The organism is Bosea sp. 124 (genome assembly GCF_003046175.1).
Classification (GTDB): domain Bacteria; phylum Pseudomonadota; class Alphaproteobacteria; order Rhizobiales; family Beijerinckiaceae; genus Allobosea.
Genome location: NZ_PZZM01000001.1, coordinates 629,482 through 645,652 on the forward strand (window position 1 = coordinate 629,482; position 16,171 = coordinate 645,652).

The window sequence follows — 16,171 nt, forward strand, 5'->3', positions numbered from 1 at the left end:
CAGAGCGCCGTGCACAGTTCTTGTGCAAGGGCGTGTTTCCGCGGCGCATGCTTGGGCGAGATGCTGCTTTGCGAGCCTCCCGCAGGCCGCTAACGTGAGGCGGCCTGGCGTTCCGCCTCGTCACGACAAGCAGGTGCTCAGCCCTTGGCCATCATCGCCGCGCTCCACCACGTCACCCATTACACTTACGACCGGCCGGTCACGCTCGGGCCGCAGATCATCCGGCTCCGGCCGGCGCCGCATTGCCGCGCCGCGATCAACAGCTATTCGCTGAAGGTGAGCCCGCCCGAGCATTTCGTGAACTGGCAGCAGGATCCCAGCGGCAACTGGCTGGCGCGCTATGTCTTTCCCGAGCCGGTCCGCGAATTCCGCATCGAGGTCGATCTCGTCACCGAGCTGTCGATCATCAATCCGTTCGACTTCTTCGTCGAGACCGACGCGGAGATATTCCCCCTCTCCTATCCGGAGGAATTGCGGGCAGAGCTTGCGCCCTATCTCGTCACCGAGCCGGCGGGGCCGCTGCTTCAGGCCTTCCTCGCCACAGTCCCGCGCGAGCCGACCAACACCGTCAACTTCATCGTCGACCTCAATGCGCGGCTCGCTTCGGGCATCGCCTATGGCATCCGCATGGAACCCGGCGTCCAGGAGCCGGAGCACACACTGTCCATCAAGTCGGGCTCCTGCCGCGATTCGAGCTGGCTGCTCGTCCAGATCCTGCGCCATCTCGGCCTCGCGGCGCGTTTCGTTTCCGGCTACCTGATCCAGATGAAGGCGGACATCGATCCGCTGGAGGGGCCGCGCGGCACCGACAAGGACTTCACCGACCTGCACGCCTGGGCCGAGGTCTATATTCCGGGTGCCGGCTGGATCGGCCTCGACCCGACCTCTGGCCTGCTCACCGGCGAGGGCCACCTGCCGCTGGCGGCGACGCCGCATTACCGCTCGGCCGCGCCGGTCTCCGGCGTTGCCAGCTATGCCGAGACGACCTTCGATTTCGAGATGAGCGTGGCACGGGTGCATGAGGTGCCGCGCATCACCCTGCCCTTCTCGGACGAGTCCTGGCAGAAACTCGATGCGCTCGGCGAGCAGGTCGAGGCCGACCTTCAGGCGCAGGATGTCCGCCTGACCATGGGCGGCGAGCCGACATTCGTCTCGATCGACGACCAGACCGGCGAGGAATGGAACACCGCCGCCGTCGGCCCGACCAAGCGCCAGCGCGCCGATGTGATGATCCGCAAGCTGCGCGAGCGCTTCGCGCCCGGCGGCATGCTGCATTACGGCCAGGGCAAATGGTATCCGGGCGAGAGCCTGCCGCGCTGGGCCTTCGCGCTCTACTGGCGGGCCGATGGCGAGCCGATCTGGCGGGATGCGGCGCTGATCGCGCGCGAGCCCGGCACCGCGACCGGCGGCGACCGCGAGCTGGAAGGCGGCGCGACCATCGCCGAAGCCGAGGCGCTGGCGGCGGGCCTGTCCGACAAGCTGGGCTTGGGCGCCGATTACGTCCTGCCCGCCTATGAGGACACCGGGTACTGGCTGCTCAAGGAGGCGCAACTCCCCGACAATGTCGACCCGCTCGACCCGCGCCTCGCGGACCCCGAAGAGCGGGCCCGCATGCAGCAGGTCTTCCAGCTCGGCCTGGGGAAGCCGCGCGGCTATGTCATCCCGGTGCAGCGCTGGCAGAGCCAGGCCGGCGACAAGCGCTGGCGCTCGGAGAAATGGAAGCTGAGGCGGGGCAAGCTCTTCCTCATGCCGGGCGACTCGCCGGTCGGTTACCGCCTGCCGCTCGGCTCATTGCCGGTCGTGCCCAAGGCGGAGTACCCGCATATCCACCCGCAGGACCCGATGGAGGGCCGCCCGCCGCTGCCACGTGCCGCCGGCGGTTTCGGGCCGGCAGCCGATCCGCCGCCACAGGCTGCGCCGATGCGCTCGGAAGCGCCTTCGCCCCAGCAGATGTCGCGCACCGTCGAGGCCGGCGGCGCCGGCGCGCAGGACCGCACCGAACAGGAGATCGGCGGCGAACATGTCCGCACCGCGATCAGCCTCGAAATCCGGGACAATGTGCTGTGCGTGTTCCTGCCGCCGGTCGAGCGGCTGGAGGACTATCTCGACCTGATCGCCAGCGTCGAGCAGGTGGCACGCGAGCGCAACCAGCCCGTCCATATCGAGGGCTATGCCCCGCCGCATGACCCACGGCTCAACGTCGTCAAGGTGACGCCGGACCCCGGCGTGATCGAGGTCAACATCCACCCCGCCCGCAACTGGCGCGAGGCGGTCGAGATCACGCGCGGCGTCTATGAGGAGGCGCGGCAGTCGCGGCTCTGCGCCGAGAAGTTCATGGTCGACGGGCGCCATACCGGCACCGGCGGCGGCAACCATGTCGTACTCGGCGGCGTTACGCCGCCCGACTCGCCGTTCCTGCGCCGGCCGGACCTGCTGAAAAGCATCGTGCTCTACTGGAACCGGCATCCCTGCCTGTCCTATCTGTTCTCGGGACTGTTCATCGGCCCGACCAGCCAGGCGCCGCGCATCGACGAGGGCCGGCACGATGCGCTCTACGAACTTGAGATCGCGCTGGCGAAAATCCCGCAGCCGGGCGCGCCGACGATCCCGCTCTGGCTGGTCGACCGGCTGCTGCGCAACCTCCTGGTCGACGTCTCCGGCAACACCCACCGCACCGAGATCTGCATCGACAAGCTCTATTCGCCGGATGGGCCGACGGGCCGGCTCGGGCTGATCGAGTTCCGCGGCTTCGAGATGCCGCCGGATTCGCGCATGAGCCTGGCGCAGCAGCTTCTGGTCAGGGCGCTGGTCGCCTGGTTCTGGCGCGAACCGCAGACGGGCGGCCTCGTACGCTGGGGCACCACGCTGCATGACCGCTTCATGCTGCCCGAGATGGTCTGGCAGGACTTCAAGGACGTGCTCGCCGATCTCGGCAGCGCCGGCTATGCCTTCGATCCGGTCTGGTTCGAGGCGCAGGCCGAATTCCGCTTCCCGTTTTTCGGCAAGGTCGAGCATGGTGGCGTCGAGATCGAGATCCGGCAGGCGCTCGAACCCTGGCACGTCATGGGCGAGGAGGGCGCGATCGGCGGCACGGTGCGCTATGTCGATTCCTCGGTCGAGCGGCTGCAGGTCAAGGCGAAGGGACTGGTGCCGGGCCGGCATGTCATCACCTGCAATGGCCGGCGCCTGCCGCTGACGCCGGCCGGAACCTCGGGCGAAAGCATCGCCGCCGTGCGCTTCAAGGCCTGGCAGCCGGCGTCCGGCCTGCATCCGACGATTCCGGTGCATGCGCCGCTGACCTTCGACATCGTCGACACCTGGGTCGGGCGCTCGCTCGGCGGCTGCGTCTACCATGTCGCCCATCCCGGCGGGCGCAGCTATGAAACTCCTCCCGTGAATTCTTACGAAGCGGAGGCGCGCCGGCTCGCACGTTTCGAGGCGATCGGTCATACTCCCGGCGCGCTGGCGATTCCGCCCGAAGAGCGCAGCGCCGAATTCCCGTTCACCCTGGATCTGCGGCGTCCCGTTGGAGTCTAGACGCAAGCGATGGCATTGCAGGGGCGATCACCGTCAGCGCGCACCAGGACGGAGCGACGCAACGCTCTGCTGGCCGGATACCGGCCGCTGCCGGGCGCGCATGACGAACTCCTCGGCGCCGACGGCAAGGTGCGGCCGCATTGGGAGCCCTTCCTCTCGGAATGGTGCGCATTTTCTCCCGACGAGCTGAACCAGCGCTTCGGCCTGGCCGACCGCCATGTCCACGACACGGGCGTCTCCTATCGCGTCCATGGCGATCTCGACGAGGGCGATCCGGCTGCGGGCGAACGGCCCTGGCCGCTCTCCCATGTGCCGCTCGTCATCACCGGCGCCGAATGGCAGACCATCGCCGCGGGGGTCGCGCAGCGGGCAAAGCTGCTCGGCACGCTGCTGGATGACATCTACGGCCCGGGCGAGATGATCGCCAACGGGCTTCTCCCCGCATCCGTGGTCACGGGGAGCAGCGATTATCTGCGCCCGCTGCAGGGTGCGCCGGGTGGCGGCGCGCTGCAGCTCTACGCTGCGGATCTCGGCCGTGGTCCGGACGGGCGCTGGTGGGTGCTGCAGGACCGCACGCAGGCGCCCTCCGGCACCGGCTACGCGCTGGAAAACCGGCTCGCCCTGTCGCGCGCCTTCCCCGACATGTTCAGGACGATGAACATCGAGCGGCTGGCGGCCTTCTTCCAGGGCTTCCGCGCCGGGCTCGTGGCGAGTTCGAAGCGCGTCGAGCCGCGCATCTGCCTGCTGACGCCCGGGCCGCTCAACGAAAGCTATTTCGAACAGACCTATCTCGCGCGCTATCTCGGCTTCCTGCTGGTCGAGGGCGGCGACCTGGTGATGCGCGAGGGCCGCGTGCATGTGCGCACCATCGCCGGGCTGAAGCGGGCCGACGTGATCTGGCGGCGCATCGACGGTGATTTCTCCGATCCGCTGGAGCTGAATTCCGCCTCGGCGCTCGGCGTCGCAGGGCTCGTCCAGGCCGTGCGCCGAGGCAATGTCCACATCGCCAACGGGCTCGGCTCGGGCGTGGTCGAGGCGCGGGCGCTGATGGGTTTCCTGCCGGCGCTGGGCCAGCGGATCCTCGGCGAGGAGATGATCCTCCCCCATGTCGCGACCTGGTGGTGCGGCCAGGCGCGCGAGCGCGCCGCCGTGCTCGACAGGCTCGACGAGATGAGCATCGCGCCGGCCTTCCGCAGCGCGGGCGGCGGGCTCGACACCGGCCCCGTGGTCGCCGCCGACCTGTCGGCGAAGGAGCGCGATGCCCTGCGCGCCCGGATCGAGGCGCGCGGCATGGATTATGTCGGGCAGGAAGTGGTGCGGCTCTCGACCACGCCGGTCTTCCAGAATGGCCGCCTGCAACCGCGCCCGATGACGCTGCGGGTCTTCGCCGCCGCCACGCCGGACGGCTGGAAGGTGATGCCCGGCGGCTTCTGCCGCATCTCCGACGAGCCCGATGCGCGCGCCGTCAGCATGCAGAGCGGCGTGCGTTCGAGCGATGTCTGGGTGACCTCCGACGCGCCGGTGGAGCAGGTGACGCTGCTGCCGACGCCCGACCGCATCACCATCCGCCGCGTCACCGGCACTTTGCCGAGCCGGGCCGCCGACAATCTGTTCTGGCTCGGGCGCTATCTCGAACGCACGGAAGCGACGCTCAGGCTGGTGCGCGCGCTGCTCGGCCGGCTGATCGACACCGACCCGACGCAGGGCCGCAACGAGACTCTGCGCCGCCTCGCCAATCTGCTGGTCGCCTGGGGCGCCTCGCCCGGCGGACGCGGCCAGACGCCGGCCGGCCAGGCGTCCGCGGCGCTGCACGCGATCGACCAGTATGGCTCGGCCCTCGCCACGACGCGTGAGGCGAGGCGGACGGCATCCGTCATCCGCGAGCGCCTCTCGATCGACGCCTGGCGGCTGTTCGGCGACATGCAGCAGCAGCTCACCCTCGAGGAAGGGCGCGAGCCGAGCGAGGGCGAGGCCTACGAGATCGCCGACCGGGCGCTGAAATCGCTCGCCGCCTTCTCGGGGCTCAGCCAGGAGAACATGGTGCGCGGCCCGGGCTGGCGCTTCCTCGACATCGGCCGGCGGCTGGAGCGAGGGATTGCGACCTGCCGCTTCGCCCGCCATTTCGCCGAGACGACCGCACCCACCGACGGCCTCGACGCGCTCCTCGACCTGACGGATTCGCAGATCACCTACCGCTCGCGCTACCTGCTCGGCGCCAGCCTGCAGCCGGTGCTCGATCTCGTGATGCTCGACCCGTATAATCCGCGCTCGGTCGCCTTCCAGATCGACCGGCTCGACACCGAGATTCGCGACCTGCCGTCGCTGACCGAGGACGGCATGCTGGAGGCGCCGCGCCGGCTGATCCTGAAGCTCGCCGCCGAATGCCGCACGGCGGAGGCCTCGCGGCTCGACCGGACCAGCATCCTGCTGTTCGAGCAGCTGCTGATGGGCGTCTCCAGCGCCATCGCCGATCGCTACTTCCTCCAGAACAGCGGCCCGGAAGGCTCGCGGCTGACAGGCATCGCGTGATCTACGACCTCCGGCACATCACGACCTACGGCTATAGCCGCCCGGTCCCGTTCGCGCGCTGCATCCTGCGGCTGCAGCCGCGCAACGATGGCGGCCAGAGCGTCCGCAGCAGCGAGCTCAGCGTGACGCCGCGTCCAGCCGAGCGCGTCGACGGGACCTGCTTCTTCGGCAACCGGATGACGACGATCACGATCTCGAAGCCCCATCGCGAGCTCAAGGTCGAGATGCGCGCGCGCGTCGAGGTTCAGCGGACGCCCGCGCCCTTCCCCGGCCTGACGCGGCATTGGGAAGAGGTCTCCGCGCTGGCTCTGGCCTCCGGCAGCCTGGCGCCGGATTCGCCGGCGCATCATCTCTATCCGAGCCGGCTGGTGCCGCCGGTCGCCGCCGTCACGGATTATGCCCGCGCGAGCTTTGCGCCGCTGCGGCCCGTGCTCGAAGCCGCAAGCGAGCTGATGGCGCGCATCCGCAGCGACTTCACCTACGATCCGGAGGCGACAGAGGTCTCGACGCCGCTGGAGGAAGCCTTCCGCGAGCGCCATGGCGTCTGCCAGGATTTCGCGCATGTGATGATCGCGGGGCTGCGCGGGCTCGGGCTCCCGGCGGCTTATGTCAGCGGCTATATCCGCACGATCCCGCCGCCCGGCGAAAAGCGGCTCGAAGGCGCCGATGCGAGCCATGCCTGGGTGATGCTCTGGTGCGGACCGGAGACAGGCTGGATCGGGCTGGACCCGACCAACGACCTGATCGTCGCCGACGACCACATCGTCACAGCCTTTGGCCGGGATTATGCCGATGTCTCGCCTCTGGACGGCGTGATCGTCGGGCCCGGCTCGCAGAAGATCGGCATCGCGGTCGACGTCATCCCCGTCATCTGACCGCTGGAGGGCGCTTCCGAGCGCCCGGCTTAGGGAGAGCTTTCCTTTGATTGGTTGCCATGGCAACTTCCTCCTCGAGGCGCCAAGCCGGCGAACCGGCTGGACAAGGCGCAAGCGGAGAGGAAACCTTGCGGACGCAGGTCGCCATCATCGGAGCCGGGCCATCCGGGCTGCTGCTCGGGCAATTGCTGCACCAGGCCGGCATCGACACCGTGATCCTCGAACGGAAGAGTCGCGACTATGTGCTGGCGCGGATCAGGGCCGGCGTCCTCGAACAGGGCACCGTCGCGCTGCTCGACAAGGCCGGGGCGAGCGCGAGACTGCATGCCGAGGGCCTTCCGCATAGCGGCTTCGATCTGCTCTTCGGCGAGCAGCGCCATCGTGTCGCGCTCGACCGCCTGGCCGGCGGCAAGCATGTCACCGTCTACGGACAGACCGAGGTGACGCGCGACCTGATGGACCAGCGCGCCGCCCAGAGTGGCCGGACCGTCTTCGAGGCCGACGACGTGACGCTGCACGGCTTCGACGGCACCAGCCCCTATGTCACCTATCTTGAAAACGGCGTCCCGCGACGGCTGGATTGCGACGTCATCGCCGGCTGCGACGGCTATCACGGGGTCTCGCGCGCCAGCATCCCGACGAGTGCGCTGCGGATCTTCGAGCGCGTCTATCCGTTCGGCTGGCTCGGTATCCTGGCCGACGTGCCGCCGGTTTCCGACGAGCTGATCTATGCCCGCAGTGCGCGCGGCTTCGCGCTCTGCTCGATGCGCTCGGCGACGCGCAGCCGCTATTACGTCCAGTGCAGCGAGGGCGAGCGCGTCGACGACTGGTCGGATGCGCGCTTCTGGGACGAGTTGCGCCGGCGGCTCGACCCGGCGACGGCGGCCGCGCTGACGACCGGCCCCTCGATCGAGAAATCGTTCGCGCCGCTGCGCTCCTTCGTGGCGGAGCCGCTGCGCTTCGGGCGGCTGTTCCTGGCTGGAGACGCCGCTCATATCGTGCCGCCGACCGGCGCGAAGGGGCTCAATCTCGCGGCGAGCGACGTACATTACCTGTTCGAGGCGCTGAGCGAGCTTTTCCTCGACCGATCCGAGGCCGGCATCGACGCCTATTCGCAGAAGGCGCTGGCACGGGTCTGGAAGGCCGAGCGGTTTTCGTGGTGGCTGACCTCGCTAATGCACCAGTTCCCGGACCAGCGCCCGTTCGAGCAGCGCATGCAGCAGGCCGAACTCGACTATCTCGTCTCCTCCGAGCACGCCATGGCGGCGCTGGCGGAGAACTATGTCGGACTGCCTTATTGAGGCGGCAAGGCGGCGAGAGGCAATAACGTCCGGTCAGGTCCCGGCCCGGGCGCCGGGGGGCCGACCACAGACCCGGAGCATTCCGCCCGCTCTCGGCCATGGAATGCCGCCGGATTCATCGAAGCGCGCCGATGCTGCGATCTGCAGGTTTTGGTCGAAACCAGCGCACGTGGGACGGCGAGACCGCGTCGATGTTGCCGACTTTCGTGCACGGCAAGCCCCGCGCAGCGAGAACCCGCCCCGCGCGGCGAAAGCCCGAACTCGCCAGTCGGGCCATGTGCCGGCAATCTCCACTCAGCAAGACGCTTGGCGGGTGGCTGTCAAAGTATTATTCAGTCGGGCAGCGCGACATGGGAAGGCCCAGGATCATGATCATGGACGACAGGACTGCCGATGCCGGCAAGATGGACGCAATCGCTCTCCCCGGGCGTCGGTCCGAGCTTCTCAACCGCCGGTCGTTTCTGGTCGGCTCGACTGTGAGCCTCGGCGCTTTGGGGCTGGGCGGATGCGTGACACCCGACGGCATGAGCCTCGCGGAGGCGGAGAAGGTCTACGGGCCGGTGCCAGAAGAGAAGTTCCCGATCCCGGCGGTCGATGTCAGCAAGGTCGATCCGAAATATTTCCGCCGGACCGTTCGCTACGACACCAAGGAAGCGCCCGGCACGATCATCGTCGATCCCAGCAATTACTACGTTTATCGCGTCGAGGGCGACGGATCCGCCACCCGCTATGGTGCCAATGTCGGTCGCGACGGGTTCCTGTGGAGCGGTGACGCCTATGTCGGGCGCAAGGCCGAATGGGCGACCTGGACACCGCCCAAGGAGATGATCAAGCGCCAGCCCGAGGCGGCCAAATACGCCGGCGGCATGCCGGGCGGCCTCGAAAACCCGCTCGGCGCCCGCACGCTCTATATGTATCAGAACGGCGCTTACACGCTCTACACGATCTATGCGTCGAGCGACCCCGAGTCGATCGGGAGCGGCGTCACCAGCGGCTGCGTCGGTCTCCTCAGCCAGGACATGATGCACCTGTACTCGCAGACGCCCGTCAAGACGAAGGTGGTCGTGCTGCCGGCATAGCGACGGCGTCGATACCCGGTCCAAGCGCTGCCCGTGCGGGCAGGGCAAGATCGTGCGCGTTCCCGGAGTCATCGCGCTTGTGGGGCCGCCGGTCCCTCGAGGATCGACTGCGCGACCTTTGTCGTCACGCAAGATTCCCGGGCCCGAAGGTCATGGCCGCTTTCCAGCCATCCAGGACATCGCGGCTTTGGCGCGTTGACTGCTACGCTCCATGAAAAAAGGGCCGCGCCTTGGTGGCGCGGCCCCTCGAATGCGGCTTCAAGCGTTTCGGCTCAGGCCAGCGTGTAAGCCGTCTTGACCGTGGTGTAGAACTCCTTGGCGTAGGCGCCCTGCTCGCGCGGGCCATAGCTCGAGCCCTTCCGGCCGCCGAAGGGCACATGGTAGTCGACGCCCGCGGTGGCGAGGTTGACCATCACCATGCCTGCCTCGGCATTGCGCTTGAAATGCGTCGCATGCTTCAGCGAGGTCGTGCAGATGCCGGACGACAGGCCGAATTCGGTGTCGTTGGCCACCGCGAGCGCCTCCTCGTAATCCTTCACCCGGATGATGTTGGCGACCGGGCCGAAGACCTCCTCGCGCGAAATGCGCATGGCGTTTGTGGTCTCGGTGAACAGCGCCGGCTGGAGATAGAAGCCGGGGGTCTCGCGCTTCAGCAGCTCGCCGCCGAAGGCAAGCTTGCCGCCTTCGTCCTTGGCGATCTGGATGTATTTCAGGTCCTGGTCGAGCTGGCTCTGATCGACCACCGGGCCGATATGGGTGCCCTGCTTGAGCGCGTCATCGACGACGACGCCCTTCAGACGCTCGATGCAGGCCTCGACGAAGCGGTCATGGATGCCGGCCTGGACGATCAGGCGCGAGGACGCCGTGCAGCGCTGCCCGGTGGAGAAGAAGGCGCCCTGGACGGCGGCCTCGACCGCGACCTTCAGATCGGCGTCGTCGAGCACGACGAGCGGGTTCTTGCCGCCCATCTCGAGCTGGACCTTCTTCATCGGCGAGGAAGCGATGCAGGCCTCCGCGACCTTGCGGCCGGTCGAGACCGAGCCGGTGAAGGAGATGGCGTGCACGTCCTTGTGCTGCAGCAGCGCCTGGCCGACGACAGAGCCGCGCCCCATGACAAGGTTGAGCACGCCCTTGGGCAGGCCGGCACGCTGGAGAATGTCGACCAGCGCCCAGGCCGAGCCCGGCACCAGATCGGCCGGCTTGATGACGACGCAGTTGCCATGGGCGAGAGCCGGCGCGATCTTCCAGGCGGGGATCGCGATCGGGAAGTTCCAGGGCGTGATCATGCCGACGATGCCGACCGGCTCGCGCGTGATCTCGACGCCGACACCCGGCCGCACCGAGGGAAGCGCCTCGCCGCCGAGGCGCAGGCATTCGCCGGCGAAGAAGGCGAAGACCTGGCCGGCACGGCCGGCCTCGCCGATGCCCTCGGCCAGGGTCTTGCCCTCCTCGCGCGAAAGCAGCTTGCCGAGCTCTTCCCTGCGCGCGAGAATCTCGTCCGAGGCCTTCTTCAGGATCTCGTAGCGCTCCTGCGGGCCCGAGCGGCTCCAGGCCGGAAAGGCGGCCTTCGCCGCGGCCACCGCATCATTGAGCTGGTCGACGGAACCCTGTGAATATTCACCGACGACATCGTTGGTGTTCGACGGGTTGATGTTGCGCGAGGCATTACCCGAGCTGGCCCACTCGCCGGCGATCAGGTTCTTGAAGATTTCCGTCATTGGCGGCCTCCCACGGCGTTTTGGATTTCGTGGGCCGTGTTAGCGCCTTTGGCCCCGGAAGGCCAATGCAGCAGCCGCCATCGGTTCAGTCCTCATGCGCATTGTGAGTCGGAGTTCAGAACTCCGCGTCGAGCTCTTCCAACTCTTCGGGCTCGGTCTTCGCCGCCTCGATCCAGCGCTGAAGCGCGGGCCATTGCGAGATCGCCCTGCAATAGGCCTGGCTCGTCGCGTCGAGCGGGACGTCATAGGTCAGGAAGCGCAGGCAGACGGGTGCGTACATCGCGTCGGCCATGGTCAGGGTCTTGCCGAAGAGATAGGGCCCGCCATAGGCGTCGAGGCATTCGCGCCAGATTTCGGTGACGCGGTCGATATCGGCCTGGGCCCCGGCCCAGACCTTGAAGCCCGGATAATGCGCCTTGAGGTTCATCGGCAGGGCCGAGCGGAGATTGGCGAAACCGGAATGCATCTCGCCGCAAATCGCCCGACAATGGGCGCGTGCGACGGCGTCCTTCGGCAGGAGCCCGGCCTGCGGCCTGATCTCGTCGAGATAGGCGGCGATGGCGAGCGTATCCCAGACCTTGATGCCGTCATGCGTCAGGCAGGGCACGAGGAAGGACGGCGAGAGCAGCAGCAGCTCGGCGCGCGCCGAGGGATCGTCGACCGAGAGCATGTGCTCCTCGATCTCCAGCCCGGCCATGATGCAGAGCAGCCAGCCGCGCAGCGACCAAGAGGAGTAATTCCTGCTGCTGATGGTGAGCGTCGCGGCGGTCATGGGCGTCGTCCTCGGCGAAGAAGGCCCCAGCATAGCAAGAGATGTTCCAAGGAGCGCACATCGTAGAAAGATTCTTGCGAAAAACTCATTTTGCGGTGCAACATGAAAAATGCAGGACGCAGCCTGACGGCATTGTCGCCGACAGGTGGCCACGCTTTGTCCGCCCGAGGTCGCATACGGATGCTCTATCTCGCCTACCAGGCCCAATCCGACTTCATGAATCCGGCCAAGATGCTGGCGCGAGGGGCGCTCGCGACCCTTGGCGCCAGAGCCATGGCGGGCCACCCCGTCGATATGCGCGCAGCCTCCGCCGCCTATGAGATGGTGACGCGCGCGGGCTTGAGCCATGAGCGGCCATCCTATGGCATCGACAGCGTGCGCGACGGCAATCGCGACGTGCCCGTGACCGAGGAGGTCGTACTTAATCTGCCTTTCGGCAGCCTGCTGCGCTTCCGCAAGGACAGCGAAACGCCCCAGGCCAAGGTGCTGGTGGTGGCGCCGATGTCGGGGCATTTCGCCACGCTGCTGCGCAACACGGTGGCGACAATGCTGCGCGACCACGACGTCTACATCACCGACTGGCACAATGCCCGCGATGTCAGCCTCGAGGCCGGGCCGTTCGGCTATGACGACTATGTCGACACGCTGATCCGCTTCATCGAGACACTGGGGGACCGGACGCATGTCGTCTCGGTGTGCCAGCCCTGCGTGCAGGTGCTCACGGCGGCGGCGGTGATGGCGCAGGCGGGCAGCGCCTTCCAGCCGCGCAGCATGACGCTGATGGCGGGGCCGGTCGATACCCGCGTCAACCCGACGGCGGTCAACAAGCTCGCCATGGGCAAGCCGATCGAGTGGTTCCGCAAGAACCTGATCGCCACCGTGCCGTCGCGCTATCCGGGCGGAGGCCGCCAGGTCTATCCGGGCTTCGTCCAGCTCGGCGCCTTCCTGGCGATGAACATGCAACGGCACATCAACGCCCATATCGATCTGTTCACCCATATGGCGACGGGCGAGGTCGAGGAAGCGCAGAAGATAAAGTCGTTCTACGACGAGTACTTCGCCGTGCTCGACCTGCCGGCCGAGTTCTATCTGGAGACCGTGCAGTGGATCTTCCAGGAGGCAAGGCTCGCGGCACGCACCCTGACCTATCGCGGCGAGACGGTCGATTGCCGGGCGATCCGCAAAACCGCGCTGCTGACAGTCGAGGGCGAGCGCGACGACATCTGCGCGCTCGGGCAGACATCGGCGGCGCATGATCTCTGCTCGGGGCTGAAGCCGTTCCGCAAGCGCCATCACATGCAGGCCGGCGTCGGGCATTACGGCGTGTTCTCGGGCCGCAAATGGGACGGGCAGATCTATCCGATCGTCCGCAACATGATCGTCGCCAACAGCTAGAGCATCGCCTCGAAAAGTGCGGCGCGATTCTTGGGAAAAGCCGCGGCAAGATCGGTGAACCACGGCATCGAACCGAACACGATTTACGGTTCGATGACGCAAGCGAGCCGCGTCGCCTACCAGTCGGGCTTGCCCTCCTCGCCAGGGGCGGCAAAGACCCGGTGTGCAGCGTGGAAACCGAGGGCGCGGTAGCATTCGAACTGCTCTTCGGAGAACATCTGGTCGCCGGTGGTCTGATGGGGAAAATCGGGATAGCGGGCCTTGTAGTCGAGGACGTAGTCGTTCTCGTCGCCGGTCAGCGACGATTTGATATAGATGATCTCCCCCTCCTCGCCCGGCCCGTATTCAATCCTGCCTCTGGCGACATGGGTTCGTTGGGCACATTGCCCGGGTTCTGAGCGGCGCCCCGCGGCGCAGTCGGCGTTCAAGGCCAGGGCGCTCGCCTGGATCTTGTCCCATGGCAGGTAGATGCGGATACCGAGATCGATGCGCGCATAGCGCTGCGCCTCGACCAGCGAGCGGAAGGAGAATTGCGGATCGGCTTCCGCGTCCAGGACGATGATCCGTGCGCAACGCCGGCGGAGCAGTTCGTAAAGGCCGAGATTCTCGATATGGCCGCCATCGGTCAGGTAGATTTGCGGGCTCTCCTCGGAGAGCCAGCCCAGCATCTCCTGCATGAGATAGGGCTTCAGCCAGTCGCGCATCGCAACGTTCGTGCTCGGCTGCAGGATCTGCTTCGGATTGCGCAACCAGTATCCCAGCCGGATGTTCAGCAAGGCCAGTGTCGGGGAGAAGCTTCGCTGCGTATTGGCGCCCATGTTCGAGGACGCCGCCGCGCCGGACACCGCCATCGCGGTCGCCAGATCGACGCCCGGGCAGTGATCCTCGAATTTATCGGTGCGGATGTAGCCCGTGCTGGCGCTGCCACAATAGACCGGCGAGAACTGAAAGAAGTCGGCATTCCGGCCGCGCTGGTTGACATATTCCGAGCCCTGGATGTTCAGCGCGGCGTTGACGAGATGCAGCGGTCCGTTGGCCGGGTGCAAGGCGGTGAAGCAGACGGTATCGAGCGGGGCAGGATCGCGCGAGCCAGGCTCCCCCGAACCGTCGCCGGGAGCTTTTTTGCGAGGATCGAACAGGAAGGCCTTGCTGAGGCGATCCCTGTACAGCCGGTGCAGGGAATTGCCATTCGGGGTCAGGAAGAGCCAGGTGCCGATCGTCAAGGCGAGGCCAGTCGAGATGTAGAGCCGGGCGAAGAGGTAAGGATCGGTGCAGGCGCCGCGCGTGTCCCCGCCGAGCAGCCCGCTGACATCCGGCTGTCCGCAGTACTGCTGGACGATCCACTGCATCCAGCCGGGGCGGAAGGAGAAGCCGATATCGCCGGCGACGGTGATGTAGAGATAAGCCACCCACAGCGTCATCGGCAGGGCCAGCGCCACCAGCAGCAGTATGAGCTTCGAGATCAAACGGCTGAGCCGGGGCTTCAGGCCGCTCTCGCCCTCCTTGGTCTTGAGGATATCGCCGAAGATGTCGCTCGCGAACGCCGCGACCGCGGCGACGGGCGCCAGATAGGGCGTGACCACCGCCACGATCTGCGAGATCCAGCCGAGCCAGTTGTCCGAGCCCTCCTGCACATAGAGCAGGAACAGACCGCGCAGGGCAAAGGGCTGCAGTTCCAGCGCCGCGGCTGCGACGACCACCCACATCAGCCCCTTCGAGAACTGGGCGGCCGGCCCGACGAACTCCGGCGCAGCCTCGGCATGGGCACTGCGCCAGAGCGCCCAGCCGGCATGAAAGGCCAGCACAGCCAGCAGCAGCCAGCGCGTGAAGAAGAAATCGGCCGGCTCGGCCTTGGCGCGCAGGCTGGCGAATTCCCTGATTTTCGTCTGAAGCTGCGCCCGAAGCGCGGCCTTGCGCTCCAGTTCAGCCAGCGTGGCCTGCGCGGCGTTCAGTTCGATCAGGGGAGCCAATTGGGATCTCAGGCCCGCGATTTCGGCATCGGCACTGGCGAGCCTCGCCTTCTCCGCCGCCGTCAGCGCGGCCGGGTGCCCGGGGAAATTCTGCCAGCCCAGGATATCGGGCCGGCTGAGAGCCTCCTGGTTGGGATTGAAGGCCAAAGTGATGCCCGCGGCCACCAGAAGGATGCCGGCGACGATGATGAAATTGGCGGCCAGGCCGCGCAGGATCACCGAGAACGAGGCGAGCACATCGTTCAAGCCCTTGGGGATGAGATAGTTCGAGTAGTTTCGCAGATGCGCGACGGCGAGATTGTCGCTCTTGTCGCCATCGTCCGTGGTGAAGGGAAACTCGCCGCCGCCGACATCCAGGCCAGAGGTCAGCGAGGTGCCGATATAGCCGCCGCCCGAAACGGTCGACAGATAATCGATCTCGGCGAGGACGCCGTCCTGATGCAAGGCCTGCAGGGCGCCCAGGGAAAACGCGGCGCTCCTGATCCCGCCGCCGGAAATCGCGAGGCCGGTGCAGTCACGCTTGCGCCTCGCCCCGCCCGGCGGTTTCAGTTTCGGGCGCTTCTGCCGCGTGCGCCTGACATTGATGCACTTCGTTTCGAGCGCGATGAGTTCGGCAGGGCATTCGACATCGCTGCCCCTGACGAACGCGCCGTCCGCGATGGCAGCAAGGATGTCGCGATAGGATTTGCTCATCTCTGGCGTTTCCCGAACAGCGGGGCCAGGGCCCCGATGCCGGGTGACGCTACGATAATTCAGGCAATGGCTGCAAGATCGCGACCATGCAATCCTAGGATGTCCTCAGCCCGGCCTATTTCTCCTTGATCGACAGCCCGTTCTTGCCAACGGAAATCTCGACCCCCTCGGGCTGCTTCTTTTCCTGATAGAGGGCATAGCCCGTGGCCGCGAGGCCGGCGACGAGGACGACCACGAGAGCGACAAGCAGTTGACGGGACACGGGCATGAGACCTTCCGGATGAGACCGCAGGCAAGCGGCG

10 protein-coding genes are annotated in these 16,171 nt (G+C 67.0%); 6 read left to right on the plus strand and 4 right to left on the minus strand.

The window, feature by feature from the left end; translation table 11 throughout:
- Nucleotides 1-144 precede the first annotated feature (144 nt).
- The 5 genes from C8D03_RS03015 to C8D03_RS03035 all read left to right on the plus strand — a co-directional run bounded on the left by C8D03_RS03015 (nt 145) and on the right by C8D03_RS03035 (nt 9,321).
- Complete coding sequence (locus C8D03_RS03015) at nt 145-3,537, plus strand: transglutaminase family protein (RefSeq protein ID WP_108044945.1); 3,393 nt, start codon at nt 145-147, stop codon at nt 3,535-3,537.
- A gap of 9 nt (nt 3,538-3,546) precedes the next feature.
- Nucleotides 3,547-6,066: a circularly permuted type 2 ATP-grasp protein gene (locus tag C8D03_RS03020; RefSeq protein WP_108044946.1), complete on the plus strand. Its 2,520-nt coding sequence runs from the start codon at nt 3,547-3,549 to the stop codon at nt 6,064-6,066.
- Entirely contained in the window at nt 6,063-6,941 is an 879-nt protein-coding gene (locus C8D03_RS03025; RefSeq protein ID WP_108044947.1) for a transglutaminase family protein, read from the plus strand. The genes C8D03_RS03020 and C8D03_RS03025 overlap by 4 nt, the downstream gene beginning before the upstream one ends.
- Nucleotides 6,942-7,069: 128 nt before the next feature.
- On the plus strand, nt 7,070-8,242 hold the full coding sequence (gene pobA / locus C8D03_RS03030; RefSeq protein WP_108044948.1) for a 4-hydroxybenzoate 3-monooxygenase: 1,173 nt from the start codon (nt 7,070-7,072) through the stop codon (nt 8,240-8,242).
- A gap of 368 nt (nt 8,243-8,610) precedes the next feature.
- Nucleotides 8,611-9,321 (plus strand): L,D-transpeptidase, encoded by a 711-nt coding sequence (locus C8D03_RS03035; protein WP_108044949.1) that lies wholly within the window; start codon nt 8,611-8,613, stop codon nt 9,319-9,321.
- 272 nt (nt 9,322-9,593) lie between these two features.
- Here the strand turns inward: C8D03_RS03035 and C8D03_RS03040 are convergent, their stop codons facing one another.
- Both C8D03_RS03040 and C8D03_RS03045 read right to left on the minus strand, forming a co-directional pair.
- Nucleotides 9,594-11,039 carry an aldehyde dehydrogenase family protein gene (locus C8D03_RS03040; protein ID WP_108044950.1) on the minus strand — a complete coding sequence of 482 codons (1,446 nt, stop codon included), beginning with the start codon at nt 11,037-11,039 and terminating at the stop codon, nt 9,594-9,596.
- Between the two features lie 115 nt (nt 11,040-11,154).
- Nucleotides 11,155-11,811 (minus strand): glutathione S-transferase family protein, encoded by a 657-nt coding sequence (locus tag C8D03_RS03045; protein WP_108044951.1) that lies wholly within the window; start codon nt 11,809-11,811, stop codon nt 11,155-11,157.
- A 180-nt stretch (nt 11,812-11,991) separates the two neighbouring features.
- Between C8D03_RS03045 and C8D03_RS03050 the strand changes: the two genes are divergently transcribed.
- A complete protein-coding gene (locus C8D03_RS03050) occupies nt 11,992-13,206 on the plus strand; it encodes a polyhydroxyalkanoate depolymerase (RefSeq protein ID WP_108044952.1) in 1,215 nt (404 codons plus the stop codon).
- A gap of 116 nt (nt 13,207-13,322) precedes the next feature.
- On the opposite strand, the gene C8D03_RS26710 is transcribed toward C8D03_RS03050, so the two are convergent.
- Complete coding sequence (locus C8D03_RS26710; protein ID WP_108044953.1) at nt 13,323-15,869, minus strand: patatin-like phospholipase family protein; 2,547 nt, start codon at nt 15,867-15,869, stop codon at nt 13,323-13,325.
- Nucleotides 15,870-15,984: 115 nt separating this feature from the next.
- Nucleotides 15,985-16,137 (minus strand): hypothetical protein, encoded by a 153-nt coding sequence (locus C8D03_RS26360; protein WP_181300621.1) that lies wholly within the window; start codon nt 16,135-16,137, stop codon nt 15,985-15,987.
- Between the last annotated feature and the right edge of the window lie 34 nt (nt 16,138-16,171).

Bases quoted from the DNA above. Each gene is read 5' to 3' on its own strand.
- C8D03_RS03020 (WP_108044946.1), top strand. From the start codon at position 3,547: ATGGCATTGCAGGGGCGATCACCGTCAGCGCGCACCAGGACGGAGCGA.
- C8D03_RS03035 (WP_108044949.1), top strand. From the start codon at position 8,611: ATGATCATGGACGACAGGACTGCCGATGCCGGCAAGATGGACGCAATC.
- C8D03_RS03040 (WP_108044950.1), bottom strand. From the start codon at position 11,039: ATGACGGAAATCTTCAAGAACCTGATCGCCGGCGAGTGGGCCAGCTCG.
- C8D03_RS03045 (WP_108044951.1), bottom strand. From the start codon at position 11,811: ATGACCGCCGCGACGCTCACCATCAGCAGCAGGAATTACTCCTCTTGG.
- C8D03_RS03050 (WP_108044952.1), top strand. From the start codon at position 11,992: ATGCTCTATCTCGCCTACCAGGCCCAATCCGACTTCATGAATCCGGCC.
- C8D03_RS26710 (WP_108044953.1), bottom strand. From the start codon at position 15,869: ATGAGCAAATCCTATCGCGACATCCTTGCTGCCATCGCGGACGGCGCG.
- C8D03_RS26360 (WP_181300621.1), bottom strand. From the start codon at position 16,137: ATGCCCGTGTCCCGTCAACTGCTTGTCGCTCTCGTGGTCGTCCTCGTC.